Here is a 15,276-nt window from a genome sequence, read left to right on the forward strand (position 1 = left end):
TCGTGCGCGCATGCAGAGACAACTTGCTGAGGTCAAGATCTTGCGAGGGTGTTAGTGAGTGACGACAGCGCCTCATCGGGCGAGGTGCTGGCGGCCAGCGATATCGCGTTCGCCGTCACCGATCAGCGGTGCCGGGTGAAGTGGGTCAACCCACGGATGGCCGAACTGCTCGGGCTCAGCACCGAGCAGAGTGTCGGCCGTTCTCTCCCGGCGCTGCTCTCGGGCGCGCCCGAGGCGCCCGCCCAAAGCGTTGTGGTCTCGTGGCGTTCCCGCGACGAGGCGGATCACCGTTGGCTGGAGATCTCGTGTGCGGCACTGGCGGAGGAGCTGCTCTTCCGTGCCGTGGACGTCACCCGTTGGCGTGACCAGGAACTACGTGCGGCCAAGCTCGGCCACCGGCACGAGGACCTGCTGCGGATGGTGGAAGAGGACCCGCTGACCGGGCTGCCCAACCGCCGCGCGCTGACCAGGGAACTCGAGCGGCAGCTGGCGCTGGGCGTGCGTGGTGCGCTGTTGTTGCTGGACTTGGACAACTTCAAGGACATCAACGACCTGCGCGGCCACCCCGCGGGCGACCGCGTGATGTGCACTCTGGCGAACCTGTTGCGCGACCGGCTCACCGACGGCCAGATCGTCGGCAGGCTAGGCGGCGACGAGTTCGCCGTCGTGCTGCCTGGCGCGGACGAACGCGAGGCCGTGGCCGTCGCCGACAGGTTGCGTACAGCCGTGGCCGCGATCCCGCTCAGCGGCGGTTCCGGGGCGGCCAGGACGACCATCAGCGCGGGCGTGGCACGGTTCGACTCGGGGGAGAGCTGGCAGGCGATCCTGGCGAACGCCGATCTGGCGCTGTACGCGTCAAAAGCCGCGGGCCGTAACAGAGTCACCGTTTACGAGCAGGGGCACTACACCGACACCGCGCTCCGCGTCTCGGTGCTGGACCGTCTGCGCGGCGCTCTGCAGGACGGTGGTTTCGCGCTGCACGCCATGCCGATGGTGAAGCTCGCCAGCGGGCGCGTCGTCGGGCATGAGCTGCTGCTGCGACTGGAGGACAACAAGCACCCGCGCCTCGGCCCGGGGGAGTTCCTGCCCGCGGCCGAACGCAGCGACCTGGTCCTGGACATCGACCGCTGGGTGGCCGGAACGGCGATCGACGCGCTGGTGGAGCACCCGTACCCGGGCCTGCGGTTCAACGTCAACGTTTCCGGGCGGACGCTGGAGGACGAGGACTTCGGCGACTTCGTGCTCGACCGGATCGCGGCCGCGGGCGTGGCGCCCGGCCGGCTGGGCTTCGAGATCACCGAGACCGCGGCCGTGACCAACCTGGACGCCGCCCGCAGCCTCGCCCAGCAGCTGAGGGCCAGCGGCTGCCGGATCACGCTGGACGACTTCGGCTCCGGCTTCGGGTCCTTCGTGCACCTCAAGCAGTTGCCGATCACCGGCCTGAAGATCGACGGCGAGTTCGTCCACGGCATCGACTACGGCAGCCGCGACACAGTGCTCGTGAGCGGGATCGTGGACATCGCCCGGGGCCTGGGACTGTCGGTGGTGGCCGAATGGGTCGAGCGCCCCACCCAGGTCCAGGCGTTGTCGAGGCTGGGCGTGCGGGTGGCCCAGGGCTTCCACCTCGGCCGCCCCGAGCCGCTCAACGCGCTGCTGGCCCGTCCCAACGTCGGCTGGCCCCAGCGCCCCCAATCCATGGAAGAAGCCGCCGAGCAGAACCGGGCCAGGGCCGAGAACGCCTGAGGCGCGCCGGGGGTCGGGAAGAACCCACTAAGGTCCCCACATGGGTGAATTTGTCACGGTCCCGGCGATCGAAACGGAGAACGAAGACGCGGTTTCGGCCGCCACCGGCCGGTTTTTCGAATCGTGTTCCTGGCCCGCGCGGCCGGTGGGAAACGCCGAGCCGGTGACCGAGGACGACGTTTTGTTCTTTCCACCGCTGAATGGGTGGACAGTGATCCTGTGGCCGGCTTACTTCACCGAATTGGCCGCGGTGGAGTCCATTTCCCGTGACCTGGGCGTGCTGGTGAGCACGGTCAGAATCCACGACGGCGACTACTGGTGTCATTCGTTGCTGCGCAACGGCAGCACGCTCGACCGGTTCGCGTCGGTGCCTGATTACTTCACCGACGATTCCGGCGAAATCGCACGACTGAAAGCCGCCTATGCCGGCCGGCCCGCGATCGTCGCCGAGGCCGCGGGCCGCACACCCGATCAGGTCGCTCCTTACTTTGTGCCCGTCGCGACGCAGGAGATGGGCAAAGCCTTCGACGACGACGAGTTCGGACTGGACGACCCGTGGGTGTTCACCGATTTCTGGCGGCGGCCGGCTCCGGCTCGCGGCCGGGTGGCTGGGCAAGGTGCCGGCTGGGGACGCCCGGCTGTAGGTCCGCGTTGCGGGCGAAGAGTGCCAGGATGTTGGACATTCCCTAACGATTGAGGCTGACGATGGGGCGTCCACGTGGCGGTGCGGGCGCGGTTCGTGTCCACTTTCCGTGCCGGTGCGGCCACGCGCCGGAGACGATCGGACATGAAGAACAAACCGGTCCCTATAGCGGGTTACGTGGGGCTGGACAAGAGGGGGCCCGGCAGGCATGGTGGGCCAGCGAGCTAAGTTGGTACAGACCAATGCAACAAGAGTGCAACTTTGTGTTGACTTCTGATTGAAACTGCCGGAATAGTTGCACATCCGCGCAAGACGGCTGGTCCGTCTTGCCAACAAGGCTTCATAGGTGGTGACTGGATGCGATCGATGTATGGCGGTACGCGGCGCACGTCCGCTCTTGTGCTTACCGCGGCCGTCTCGCTCGTGCTGGCAGGGTGCGGCTCGACGAACGAGCCGGCTGCCGGTGGCGGCGGCACCGTGGCGGGCGAGGACGGCAAGCTCGTCGGCGAGCAGGAGTACCTGAACGCGCCCTGCCCTGAGCCGGGCGTGAAGCCGACCCAGAAGGAGTTCACCTACTGGTCCATGTGGACCAAGGACGAGCCGCAGGGCCGGGTGCTGCAGAAGGCCTTCAAGTGCTTCGAGGAGAAGGCCGGCGTCAAGGTCAACGTGCAGTGGCTGGGCCGCAAGTTCCTGACCCAGAACGTCGCGCCCGCGCTGAACACCGACACCGTGCCGGACCTGATCGACCAGGACATCAGCCAGGTCAAGGCCGCCGTGGTGGACGTGGGCGGCACGCAGGGCCTCGACGACGTGCTGACGATGAAGGTCGGTGAGGGCGACAAGACCGTCAAGGACGTCACCCCCAGCTACCTCTACGACATCCCGCAGGCCAAGGACAAGGCCGGCAAGCTCTTCTCGGTTCCCTACGAGGTGCTGTCCAACGGGTTCTGGTACGACAAGAACAAGCAGAAGGACTTCGTCGAGCCCAAGACCACCGACGAGCTGTTCGCGGCGCTGGACAAGGCCAAGGCGGCGGGCGGCGCGCTGGCGCAGGACGGCGACATCGACTTCTACAACGCCTACTTCCTGACCCAGATCGCCGAGAAGTACGTCGGCGCGGGCGGCATCCAGAAGGCGGTCGACGACAAGACCGGCAACCAGTGGAAGAGCGAGGCGGGCTTCCTCAAGGCCGCGCAGTACGTCGAGAAGATCGCCAAGGGCGGCTACTTCCTCGACGGCTGGGACGCCGGCAAGTTCCCGCAGATCCAGCAGCGCTGGGCCGACGGCGAGGCCGCGTTCCTGTTCGTCGGCTCGTGGGGCCCGTCGGAGACCCGTGAGTACCTGGGCAAGCAGGGCGGCGGCGCGACCATCAACTACGGGTCGTTCCAGTTCCCGAAGCCCGAGGGCGCCACGCACGACACCATCGAGTTCCTGCCGATCGGCTGGACGGTGACCAAGAAGGCCAAGAACGCGGAAGCCGCCAAGGCGTTCATCGCGTACTTCGCCAACAAGGACCTCGCCCGGGGCATCCCGGCCGTGGCCGACAACCTCGCGCCCCGCGCGGAGCTGCCGGTGCCCGACGACCTCAAGCAGCTCAACGCGGCGCTGACCGACTCCAAGAAGGAGAAGGTCATCTTCATGGACTCGATCGACTCGCTCTATGAGGGCACCTACGTCAAGAACGTCTTCTACCCGCTGAACAACGACCTGCTCAAGGGCAAGATCACCGCTCAGCAATTCATCGACCAGATCGGGCCGAAGACCGCGGACTTCTGGAAGAACCGCGGATGACAGCCAGCAGTCTGGCAACCCCTCCTGCCTCCGGTGACAAGCCGGAGGCAGGAGGGGGCGGTGTCGAGAAAAGCAGGCAGGCCGCCCACATCGCCCGCCGCAAGCGGCTGTTCTGGCCGTTCGTGGCGCCCACGCTCGTGCTCTACGGGTTGTTCCTGATCGTCCCGACGCTCGCGACCGTGGTGCTCAGCTTCTCCAACTGGCGCGGTGCGGGCGACACGCCGGAGTTCAACGGGTTCGCGCAGTACATGCAGATGTTCGGCGACGAAGGGTTCCAGAACTCCTTTGTCAACACGCTGATCTACATCACGCTCGGCGGCGTCGGCACGTTCGTGCTGGCGTTCCTGTTCACGATGGTGCTGCGGGACATGCGGGGCAACAAGATGGTGCGCGCCATCCTGTTCTTCCCCAACATCGTCGCGCCGGTGGCGCTGGGCATGTTCTTCGGCGTGGTCTACCGCTACCAGCCCAACCGGCAGGGCCTGGCGAACTACCTGCTGGAGAGCGTGGGCCTGTCGTCGGTGAAGTTCCTCGAGGCCGACTCGGTCACATGGGTGGTGCTCGGGTCGATCATCTGGGCGTCCGCCGGGTTCTACATCACGATCCTGATGGCCGCGGTCGACCGGATCCCGCCGTACCTGTACGAGGACGCCTCGATCGCGGGGGCGTCGCCGTGGCAGAAGTTCCGCAACATCACGCTGCCGCTGACGTGGGACGTGGTGGGCATCGCCGGTGTGCTGTGGACGATCAACGCGATCAAGATCTTCGAGCTGGTCTTCGTGATGGCCGGTTCGGGAACGTACGCCCCGCCGATCCACACGTGGACGCTGGGCATCTTCGTGTTCGACCGGTCGTTCGGCGGGACGCCCGCGTACGGCGCGGCCTGTGCGTGCGCGGTCGTGATGATCGCACTGGTGTCGGTGTTCGTGGTGGCGCTGCGCAGGTTGATGCGCCGCGACGCCATCCAGTTCTGAGAGGCAGCAGTGTCGACCACCGCATTGTCAACGTCTTCCACGGGCCCGGGAGTCAAACCGCCGCCGGCCCGCAAGGCGCCCCGGCGGCCCAAGCCCGCGCCCGGCACCAAGCGGGTCAGCCCGCTGCGGGTGATCGGCCTGGCCGTGGTGTGGCTGTTCACGCTGTTCAACCTGGTGGTGTTGTACTGGCTGATCGCGGCGGCGTTCAAGACGCCGATCGAGATCTTCCGCAACCCGCTCGGGCTGCCCAGCCAGCTGTTCACCCGGGGCACGCCGTTCCGCAACTTCGTCTACGCGTGGGACAGCGCGGAGTTCGGCACGGCGTTCCTCAACACCGTTGTGCTCGTGGCGGTCTGTTCGGTGGTGATCGTGCTGATCTCGGCGCCCGCGGCCTACGCGCTGTCCCGGCTGGGTGTGCGTGGATCGGGGCCGCTGACCGGGTTCATCGCGATCGGGATGGGCGTGCCGTTCCAGACGGTGATCATCCCGCTGTTCATCGCCATGTCCAAAGTGGACCTGAACAACAACCTGTTCGGCCTCGCGCTGATCTACATCGCGCTGTCGCTGCCGTTCACGGTGTTCCTGCTGACCGGGTTCTTCCGGTCGCTGCCCGACGAGCTGGAGGAGGCCTCGGCCATCGACGGCGCGTCGCCGACCCGCACGTTCTTCTCGATCATGCTGCCGCTGGCCCGCGGCGGGCTGATCACGGCGCTGATCCTCAACGCCATCGGGCTGTGGAACGAGACCCTGCTGGCGATCGTGTTCCTGCAGGAGAACGCGAACTTCACGCTGGCGCGGGCGTTGTTCACCTTCTACAACGCCGCGTCCTACCAGTCGGAGTACGGCGGGCTGCTGGCCGGGGTGGCCATCATCGTGCTGCCCATGCTCGTGCTGTACATCCTGCTCGCTCGTCGGATCATCACCGGCCTCACGCTCGGCGCCGGAAAGTAGGGAGAGCTCCAAGATGGCTACGGTCTCGTTCCGGGGCGCGACCCGGTACTACGCCGGCAACGACACGCCCGCGGTCGACGGGCTTGATCTGGAGGTTGCCGACGGGGAGTTCCTCGTGCTGGTCGGCCCGTCCGGCTGCGGCAAGTCGACCACGCTGCGCATGCTCGCCGGCCTGGAAGGCGTGGACGGCGGGGAGATCTGGATCGGCGAGAAGAACGTCACCGACGTGGAGCCGCGGGCCCGGGACATCGCCATGGTGTTCCAGAACTACGCGCTCTACCCGCACATGACGGTGCACGAGAACATCGCGTTCCACCTCAAGATCGCCAAGATGCCCAAGCCCGAGCGCGACGAACGGGTCGCCGAGGCGGCCAAGCTGCTGGATCTGGAGCAGTACCTGGAACGCAAGCCGGCCAAGCTGTCCGGTGGGCAGCGCCAGCGGGTGGCGATGGGCCGCGCCATCGTGCGTCAGCCCCAGGTGTTCTGTATGGACGAACCACTGTCCAACTTGGACGCGAAGCTCCGCGTGCAGACCCGCACGCAGATCGCGTCCCTGCAGCGAAGGCTGGGCACGACCACCATCTACGTGACCCACGACCAGGTCGAAGCCATGACCATGGGCGACCGGGTCGCGGTGATGCGCGACGGGCTGCTGCAGCAGTGCGACACCCCGGTCGGGCTGTTCTCCAAGCCCCGCAACGTGTTCGTGGCCGGTTTCATCGGCTCGCCTGCGATGAACCTGATCCCGGCTCACGTCACGGCCGACGGCATCGCCCTGGGCGGCACCACGATCCCGCTGACACCGGGCCAGCGCTCGGCCCTGACCGGCGGTGAAGTGATCGTCGGGATCCGGCCTGAAGGCTGGGACGTCGTCGACGCCGCGGACGGCCTGTCGGTCACCATCGAGGCAGTGGAGGAGCTGGGCTCCGACCAGTACCTGTACGGCTCGTCGGACGCCAAACTGGTCGCGGCGGGGGAGGACATCGAACACCAGGAGGCCCCGCACCCGATCGTCGTCCGCACGCCTGGCATGTCGGAGTGGCAGCGGGGACAGCAGCTCGGCGTCCGCCCACGGGCCGGCGCCGTGCACCTGTTCGACAAGAACTCAGGGGAGCGCCTGCCGGACGCGTGATCCGGCCCAGGGGAGCCCGGGCCTGTCGAGGCCCGGGCTTTTCCATGATCGCTCGGCCACTTCATTCATGACTACTTCCACAGTGTATATCGTCATGACAAAAATAACCGGACAAAGAAGCCTGGACGGTAGGAGCCACAACACCGAAGCGGAAGTGGTGGCCTGAAGGTCCGCCCTGCCGGGGATAATTCAAAGGCGGCCATGGTCCACAGCTGCCTACCCTCCCTCCATGCCGAAGCCAGAACTGCAGCGGATCAACTCCTTCCTGTCGGCCTTCGCCCGCCGCCAGGCCGCGCGCATCGCAGAGCTCCCGGGCGGGTTCGCCGTATATGACGACGCCTTCGCACATTCCCGTTCGAACAACCAGGTCATCGTGGAAACGGCCGTTGATTCCGAGACGTTGCCCGCCATTGCGGAGCAGGCACTGGGGCATCTGCCACATCGACTGGTCTCCGTCCTTGACAACGAAGTCGCCTTGGCGTGCGCAGGGCCGATGATCCGGGCCGGATACACCCACTCCACCTATCTGGTCATGCTGCACACAGGCCCAGTGCCGGCCGACGGCGCCGCGGAGGAGATGGACCTCGACGCGATACGTGTCCCGCTCGCCCGGCGATGGCGGGACATCCTTCCGAATGCCGACGACGAGGTCATACGCCACCTCGTCGACCGGCGCGAGGCTCGCCGCCGCGGGGCCGACGTCGTGAGTTTCATCGGTGCCCGGACGGAAGAGGGCGAGGTCGCCTCATGGGCCGACCTCTATCTGGACCCGGCAACCGGCACAGCCCAGATCGAGGACCTGATCACCTCAGAGGCCCACCTCAAGCGCGGCTACGCCGATGCCGTGCTGGCCACCGCCTTGCGCCTGGCCGCGGACAAGGACTGCGACACCCGGTTCCTGACAGCTGATGCGGCGGACTGGCCGCGACACTGGTACGAGCGCCGCGGCTTCTCCGTCATCGGCCACTCTCACTGCTTCGAACGGGCCTGATCGGTCCAGGGGCTAGGCCCAGGGGATCTGGGGTGAGCGGTAGAACGCGATGCCTTCGGCTTCCCATCGGGGTCCATGCTGAGCCAGCCGCGTCGCGAAGTTCTCCCAGCCGTGGGCGGACCGGGGTGACCAGCCGAGTTCGGCGACCGCCGCGATCCTGGGGAAGGCCATGAAGTCGAGGTCGTCACGGGACCTGAGGTGCTCCGACCACAGTGGAGCCTCAACGCCGAGGATCGCGTCTTCGGGAACTGCATCAAGGTATGTGCCGGGGTCCCAGTCGTAGGCGTCACGGAGTTCGATGTAGCCGGCCCATTTGAAGCCGATAGGGGAGTCGGGGGTGTACTTCATGTCGAGGTACACCTTGTTCGCGGGGGACAGCAGGATCTTCGTTCCGTTCAAGGCCGCCTCGGTGACGAGGGGATCGGGCGCCTTCTTGCTCCAGAACTGGGCCACGGCGTCCGGCGTGGCCTTGAGGATCTCGTGCCAGCCCATGGCTTTCTTGCCGAGGCCGGTGACCATGGGAAGCACGCGCCTGATGAAGTTCTGGGCGCCCTCGCCTGGGGTGGCGTGGGTTTCGTCGGTGCCGATGTGCAGATACTCGCCGGGCGTGAGGGCCGCGACTTCGGTGAGTACGTCCTCGACGAACCGGTACGTGATTTCCTTGTCCGTGGACAGGGAACTGAAGCCTGTCGCGGTTCCCGTCGTGGTGAACGGCAGGGGAGCGACGCCGTCACAGGATAGTTCCGGGTAGGCGACAAGGGCGGCGTTGACGTGGCCCGGGATATCGATCTCCGGGATCACGGTGATGTGCCGGCTGGTGGCGTGGGCAACGATGTCGCGGTATTCAGCCTGGGTGTAGCAGCCACCCGGGCCGCCGCCGATCTGGGTGGCGCCGCCAATGGTGGCCAGCTTGGGCCAGCTCTCGATGTCCAGCCGCCAGCCCTGATCGTCGGTAAGGTGCAGATGCAGGACATTGATCTTGTACTGGGCAAGCTGGTCGATGTACCGCTTGACCTCGGCGGGGGAGTAGAAGTGCCGCGCCACGTCAAGCATGGCGCCCCGATGCCGGAATCTCGGATAGTCCAGGATCTCACAGCCCTGAACAAGGCCCTGCCCGTCGGTGATCTGCCGTAACGTCTGCACCCCGGCGAACAACCCAGTACCGGTATTCGCCGTCAGGACAACACCTGCACGGCTCACATCGAGCCGATACCCGGCATCACCCACGCCGGTCTCACCGATCTCGAGGGAGATCTCACCGTCAGCCCCAGAGGGGATCGCAAGGATCTCCGAGAGGTACGCGCCGACGGGGGAGGCCGCGCCAAGCGCTCGAACCCGGGTGGCGGCGGTGATCTGGAAGCTCTCCTGCGGCACAGGCCGAATCTCAGCCGGAACAGGCACAACACTGAAGGTCATACGCAGGTTCTAGCAAGATTCACGACACGATCACACCACTGTATTCAAGACTACGACCACAGTACAATCTCCAGTGACGAAAATACCCCTAAAAGAAGCCCCGACGCCAGGAGGGGAGTACTCCTGGCGTCCGGGGGTTTCAGCGGGCTGTGGTGTTTGCCCAGGTGGTGAGCTCGGTGAGGGCCGAACCTTGCGGGCCGCCGCCGTTCGTGATCAGTGCGAAGTGGACTTTGCCGGTGTCGGTTGTGGGCAGGAGCAGGCGGTTGACGCCGGACTCGCCGGGTTCCGGTGCGATGGACGAGCTGACGTCGCTTACCACCGTTGTGTTCGTACGGGTGAATGAGGCTGGTAGGTGTATCTCGGTGGGTGCTGTGCCGCCGTTGGAGCGCCAGACGAGGACGGCGTATTGGCCTGTGCCGACGAGTTGGCGGACGGATGGCATTGAGTCGGGGATACGGTTCCAGGCTGCCACCGCGCGGTCCTCGTAGGTGAAGGCGACGGTGTTGCCTGCGACTGCGCGGGGGAAGGCCCGGTCCACGATGCGACTGTCCACATTCAACACGTAGCCGCCGGTTGCAAGGCGGACTGCGGAGAAGTGCTCGTCGTTCATGGCGTCGCCCTCGGTGCGCACCTTGTCCGGGTTGTCGTTCATCAGCTCGTGGTGCCGGCCGTAGTAGATGTCCCAGTGCCATTGGCTGCCTGACAATGGGCGGCCGGAGCCGGCTGCGCCGGACCACCAGTTGGCACCGTTCACTCTGGAGTCCAGTGCCTGATACATCGCCTTGAGCACGCTGGGTGCCTTGTCGGAGGTGAAGCCGGCGATGGGGTGGCCGAACTCCGAGACGATCCCGGTTGTGCCGTGGGCCTGGGCGCGGTCACGGATTGTGCCGAAATCGCGGGTGTATTCGCCGTCGTTGGCGTTTCCGGGTTTCAGGACGCCGGACTGTGCTTTGCCGTCGTAGAAGTGGGAGTTGAAGACGTATCGGGAGCCCATGGCGGGCACCGAGGTCAGTCCTCCTGGTTCGGCGAAGAAGTCGACGTTCTGGTTCCAGAACACCAGGGGTTCCACGAACGCCGGCTTCGCGGTCCAGCCGGTCTGGTCCATTTTCTGGCGGAACTGCTGGTAGAAGGGCCAGAGCAGGTCGCGTTCCCAGGTGAGGCTGGTCTGGCTTGAGTCGTAGCGGCCGGCGTAGGGCTCGTTGAGCGGGTCCACGCCGAGCATCAGGCGGAACGCGGTGGGGGAGAGGTTCTCCTTGAGGTACCGCATGGTTTCGCCTGCCTGGTACAGGAACTCGTCGCGGATCCTGATCGGCCCGGCGGTGGTGGTGACTTCGCGGTTGTGCCAGAAGTCGTAGGTCGCGCTGGTGACGGCGTTGTTGTTCTTCATGTTCTGTCCCCAGTGGAAACAGAGGCCGCAGGATTCCTGCGGGTAGCCGCCGGCGCGCACCACCCAGGCCGGGGCGCCGTCGCCGGTGTACCAGCTGCCGGGGTTGAACAGGTAGCGGGAGTAGAGGTCCTGGTGGAAGTCGAGGTAGACGCGGATGCCCTGGCCGGTGAAGGCGGTGATCTGTTCGGTGACCTTGGCCAGGTACTGGTAGTCGATCTGCCGGGGCTGGGGTTCGACCCAGGCCCAGGTGATCAGGAACCGGACGGCGTTGGCGCCGCTGAGCTTTCGCATGGCGGCTGCCGAGGCCTGGGCGTCGGCGAGGGTGGCGAAGGGCAGGCCCCTGTTCTCGGCGAGTTTGGCCTCGCCGGAGACGTTGAATCCGCGCAGGACGACTTCGCGGCCGTGTTCGTCGCGGAACACGCCGCCGTCGACGGTGATCGTGGCGTTGTCGTACCAGGCCGGATCGGTGGCCGCGGCTGCCTGTGCGGGTGTGATCAGCAGGCAGAGCAGGGCTAATGCGGCGATGATTCTCATGGTTGGTAGATCACCCCGAGTTTGTCGACGCCGTCGCCGCTGCGGCCGGTGAATCCGGTGATGTGCCAGCCGGGCGGGGCGGTGTAGGTGACGGTGTCGCTGGTGGGTTTGCCCGCGGTGAGGGTCCGGCCTTTGTCGGTGGTGATCTGGGCGGAGAAGATGCGGGTGCGGTTGTTGTGTTTGGCCTGGGTCAGGGTGATCGAGGTGAGGCGTTCGCCGGCGTTGAGGGTCAGTGTGGATTCGGTTCCGCCGGTGCCGCCGTGGCGCAGGACTGTGCCGTCGGTGAGGGTGAGGCCGATCTGGTCGAGCCGGTCGCCGCCGCGCAGGGTCACTGAGCGTGCGGAGGTGCCGCTGCTGATGTGGTCGACGTCGGTGAAGGGGGTGCCGTGGGGTCCGCCGAACTGGTCGCTCATCCGGATGCCGGTGTTGAGTGACCAGTCGAATCCGACGGTGTGCGGGTAGTGGTCGGACAGCGGCTGGCCCTTGCTGTCGAGGAACGCGGCGTTCTCGTTGTTGTAGGAGCGTGCGGTGAGGTTGATGAACTTGTTGCCGCGGTAGAGGATCTTGTCGACGACCTCGCAGGAGTTGGTGACGTTGGCGGGGTCGCAGAGCAGTGCGGGGCTGCCTGCCGCGGGTGGCTGGCCGCCCTTGATCAGCTGGACCCAGGGGTCGGTGAGGCCGGCGCGGCTGGTCAGTTCGCGGATGTTGTCCTCGGCGCGGGTGTAGCGGGTGTTGGTGTCACCCATGACGACGACGGCGTTGCCTGCCGAGTTGGCGACGATGTAGTCGGTGAGCTGGGTGATGTTGGCTCGCCGGGCGGCCAGGTCGGCGTTGGTGGTGCCGGCGTTGGGGTGCAGGTTGTAGAGGTCGACGTAGACGCCTTCGGCCAGTTGCAGGCGGCTGAAGGTGAAGCCTTTGGGGGTCAGGCAGTCGGTGCCGTTGCACTTGGCCCATTTGACCCGGGTGAGTTCGGTGAAGGGGTGGTCGGACAGGGTGTTGAGGCCGTCGCCGAAGGCCGCACCGCCGCTGGTGGGGGTCCGGTGTGGATGGTTGTCGCCTGCGTAGAGGGCGGCGTGGTAGTTGAAGTCCTCCTGGACGTTGACCACGTCGTAGGGGGCAAGGCGGGGGCTGATCAGTGGGGTGTTGGTGGCCGGGTGGCCGGAGGAGAGGCCTTCGGGCAGGCCGGCGACGTTGTAGGTGAGCACCGAGAAGTTCCCGGTGACGGTTTGCTGGGCGGCTGGTGCGCCGGCCTGGGCCAGCAGGAGTGCCGCGGTCAGGGTGACGGTGAGGAACGGTCTTGCCACAGGGTGTCCCTTGTTCGCGCCTAATGTGACTAAAACGTGAGAGATGCTCGCGTTGGGTACGGTAACTCGCGAGATCAGCGGGCACCAGACCCGCGTGGAAAGCGCCTTCCACCCCGCCGGACCGGTACGATCGGAAACCGGTTTCCCTGAAATGGAGGTCGGCGTGGGCTCGCAGGTCACCCTGGCAGACGTGGCTGAGCGCGCAGGGGTGTCGCTGGCGACGGCGTCCCGGGTCGTGAACGGCAGCGAACGTGTTGTCGGCGCCCGGTTCCGGGAGCGCGTGCTGGCTGCCGCGGCGGAGCTGGGTTATACGGCCAACGCGTTCGCGCAGGCGGTGGCCCGGGGCCGCAGTGATGTGGTGGGCCTGGTGGTGCCGGATATCCAGGATCCGTACTTCTCGGTGATCGCGGCGGCCGCGATGGCGGTGGTGGAGCCGCGTGGCGAGATGATGCTCGGGACGACGTTGCACCGCCAGGAGCAGGAGCTTCGTTACATCACGACGATGCGGGCGCGGCAGGCGCAGGCGTTGGTGATGGTGGGCAGCCGCACGACGGACGCGGCGCACACGCGGCGGCTGGCCGAGGCGATCGCGGAGTTCGTGGCCAGTGGTGGCCGGGCGGCGGTGATCGGCCAGGATCGGCTGGGTACCGATACGGTGCTGCCGCAGAACCGGGCGGGTGCGAAGGATCTGGCGACGGCGCTGGCTGATCAGGGGCACAAGACGTTCGGGGTGCTGGCGGGGCCGAAGACGTTGCTGACCGCGCGGGACCGGCTCGAGGGTTTCACCGACGGGCTGGCCCGGCGCGGGCGGCGGGCGGCGGTGGTGCTGCACAGCGAGTTCACCAGGGATGGCGGGTATCAGGCCATGTCGGACCTGCTGGATCGGCGGAGCAGGCCGGGGTGTGTGTTCGCGGTCAACGATGTCATGGCGATCGGTGCGATGGCGGCGGTGCGTGAGCGGGGTCTGCGGGTGCCGGATGACGTGGCGATCGCGGGGTTCGACGACATTCCGACGTTGCGGGATGTGGCGCCGTCGTTGACCACGGTGAGGTTGCCGTTGGAGGACATGGGCCGGATGGCGGCGTCGATGGTGCTCGACGAGCAGTCGGGGGATCGTCGGCGGGTGGTGCGGGTCAAGGGTGAGGTGGTCATCCGCGACAGCACGATGGTGTCCAGTCGCCCAGGTAGTTCTTGACCGTGTACTGGCCGGCTTGGGCGTCGGTGAGTTGGGGCCGGTCGGGGCCGGGGGTGGCGCCTGGGCCGGTGTTGCGGTATTCGCGCAGGCGGGCGTCTCGCCAGGAGAAGCCGGACATGTCGGTCCAGGGGGCGGTCTTGATGGCGGTCGGCAGCTGGGTTTCGCGGATGACGACCTGGGCGATGGCGGCGGGGTCGCCGCTGGGGTGCCATGGCCTGCCGAGGAAGTAGGTGCCGGTGGAGGCGGTGCTGAGGATCCGGCTGTTGATGATCAGGATGCCGTAGGGGTTGTCGGAGCGTGTGCTGGCGGCGGTGACGTAGCCGTTGGGGTTCTGGCCGCGGTTGTGGGCGGTGATGGTGACGCGGTCGAAGACGGCGGTGGCGCGGCCGAAGATGAAGTCGACGTCGCCGGTGATGGTGGAGCGGGTGAAGTACTGGCGGGCGCGGGTGGTGACGTTGGGGGTGTCGGTGTAGAGGGTGTCCTGGTGACCGAGGAATCTGGTGTTGTCGAAGGACATCCGGTCGCCGGTGGTCTTGACCGCGACGGCCTGGGTCGCGGTGATCTCGGGGTGGGCGGCGCGGTCGAAGGAGTTGCTGAAGGTGATGTTGCGGGCGGTGAAGTTGCTCGCGGCGATGGTGACAGTGGCGCTTCCTGTTGTGCCGTAGGTGCTTCCGTCGGGTTTTTTGGTGCCGGAGGCGTTGTCGTAGTCGATGGTGACGTCGGCGGGGTTGCCGGAGGTGCCGAGGATGGTGAGTGGTGTCTTGGTGGCCGGGATGGTCACGACTTCGCGGTAGAGACCGGGTTTGATCCTGATGGTCACCGGCGTGCGGTCGGGTGTCGCGTTGATCGCGGCCTGGACGCTGGTGTGGTTGCCGGTTCCGTCTTTGGCGACGGTGATCGTGACGTCGGCGTGGGCGGGTGTGGCCGTGACGAGGGTGGTCAGCACGGCGGCGATCATCACTCGCATCGGTGCTCCTTGTGCTGGAGGATCGTAGCGGCGACGGTACGGCGAGTGACGGCGCCGACACAAGGAAACCGCTTTCCGGAGAAACGGGCACGGTGCGTTACCGCAGGATGGTTAGCGCTAACACCCTCTTGACTACTGCGCGCCCACGGTTGACTATCTCTGCGTTCGCTCGATCGCCGTGCCAGGTGGTCGGAAGTGCATGAGTCCTCGCAACGGTGCGAAAGGAAGTGCTGTGTCCAGCAGGTTCC

Annotated in this window: 12 protein-coding genes; 8 read left to right on the forward strand and 4 right to left on the reverse strand. The window is 66.5% G+C overall.

The genetic code is table 11. From position 1 onward, the window contains the following. Positions 1–54 precede the first annotated feature (54 nt). The 7 genes from JOF56_RS38605 to JOF56_RS38635 all read left to right on the forward strand — a co-directional run bounded on the left by JOF56_RS38605 (position 55) and on the right by JOF56_RS38635 (position 8,225). Positions 55–1,743 carry a putative bifunctional diguanylate cyclase/phosphodiesterase gene (locus JOF56_RS38605; RefSeq protein ID WP_307855447.1) on the forward strand — a complete coding sequence of 563 codons (1,689 nt, stop codon included), beginning with the start codon at positions 55–57 and terminating at the stop codon, positions 1,741–1,743. 40 nt (positions 1,744–1,783) lie between these two features. Beyond that, positions 1,784–2,440 (forward strand): hypothetical protein, encoded by a 657-nt coding sequence (locus JOF56_RS38610; protein ID WP_209644360.1) that lies wholly within the window; start codon positions 1,784–1,786, stop codon positions 2,438–2,440. Between the two features lie 303 nt (positions 2,441–2,743). Continuing rightward, positions 2,744–4,177 (forward strand): ABC transporter substrate-binding protein, encoded by a 1,434-nt coding sequence (locus JOF56_RS38615; RefSeq protein ID WP_245378551.1) that lies wholly within the window; start codon positions 2,744–2,746, stop codon positions 4,175–4,177. Further along, positions 4,174–5,151, forward strand: coding sequence for a carbohydrate ABC transporter permease (locus tag JOF56_RS38620; protein WP_245378552.1), 978 nt, complete (start codon positions 4,174–4,176; stop codon positions 5,149–5,151). Before JOF56_RS38615 ends, JOF56_RS38620 begins: the two co-directional genes overlap by 4 nt. Positions 5,152–5,160: 9 nt before the next feature. Beyond that, entirely contained in the window at positions 5,161–6,102 is a 942-nt protein-coding gene (locus JOF56_RS38625) for a carbohydrate ABC transporter permease (RefSeq protein WP_307855448.1), read from the forward strand. Positions 6,103–6,115: 13 nt separating this feature from the next. Beyond that, a complete protein-coding gene (locus JOF56_RS38630) occupies positions 6,116–7,234 on the forward strand; it encodes an ABC transporter ATP-binding protein (RefSeq protein ID WP_209644361.1) in 1,119 nt (372 codons plus the stop codon). A gap of 229 nt (positions 7,235–7,463) precedes the next feature. Beyond that, a complete protein-coding gene (locus JOF56_RS38635; RefSeq protein ID WP_209644362.1) occupies positions 7,464–8,225 on the forward strand; it encodes a GNAT family N-acetyltransferase in 762 nt (253 codons plus the stop codon). A 12-nt stretch (positions 8,226–8,237) separates the two neighbouring features. On the opposite strand, the gene JOF56_RS38640 is transcribed toward JOF56_RS38635, so the two are convergent. The 3 genes from JOF56_RS38640 to JOF56_RS38650 form a co-directional block, all read right to left on the reverse strand. After that, on the reverse strand, positions 8,238–9,641 hold the full coding sequence (locus tag JOF56_RS38640) for a beta-N-acetylhexosaminidase (RefSeq protein WP_209644363.1): 1,404 nt from the start codon (positions 9,639–9,641) through the stop codon (positions 8,238–8,240). Positions 9,642–9,780: 139 nt separating this feature from the next. Then, the gene (locus JOF56_RS38645) at positions 9,781–11,562 is read right to left on the reverse strand and encodes a cellulase family glycosylhydrolase (RefSeq protein ID WP_209644364.1); all 1,782 of its coding nucleotides are present in this window, start codon (positions 11,560–11,562) and stop codon (positions 9,781–9,783) included. Continuing rightward, on the reverse strand, positions 11,559–12,866 hold the full coding sequence (locus JOF56_RS38650) for a jacalin-like lectin (RefSeq protein ID WP_307855449.1): 1,308 nt from the start codon (positions 12,864–12,866) through the stop codon (positions 11,559–11,561). Before JOF56_RS38650 ends, JOF56_RS38645 begins: the two co-directional genes overlap by 4 nt. A gap of 163 nt (positions 12,867–13,029) precedes the next feature. On the opposite strand from JOF56_RS38650, the gene JOF56_RS38655 reads away from it, so the two are divergent. Next, the gene (locus JOF56_RS38655; protein ID WP_307855450.1) at positions 13,030–14,061 is read left to right on the forward strand and encodes a LacI family DNA-binding transcriptional regulator; all 1,032 of its coding nucleotides are present in this window, start codon (positions 13,030–13,032) and stop codon (positions 14,059–14,061) included. Here the strand turns inward: JOF56_RS38655 and JOF56_RS38660 are convergent. Further along, on the reverse strand, positions 14,015–15,028 hold the full coding sequence (locus tag JOF56_RS38660; protein ID WP_209644365.1) for a pectinesterase family protein: 1,014 nt from the start codon (positions 15,026–15,028) through the stop codon (positions 14,015–14,017). The two genes, JOF56_RS38655 and JOF56_RS38660, sit on opposite strands and share 47 nt — an antisense overlap. Between the last annotated feature and the right edge of the window lie 248 nt (positions 15,029–15,276).

It is taken from the genome of Kibdelosporangium banguiense (assembly GCF_017876405.1).
Classification (GTDB): domain Bacteria; phylum Actinomycetota; class Actinomycetes; order Mycobacteriales; family Pseudonocardiaceae; genus Kibdelosporangium; species Kibdelosporangium banguiense.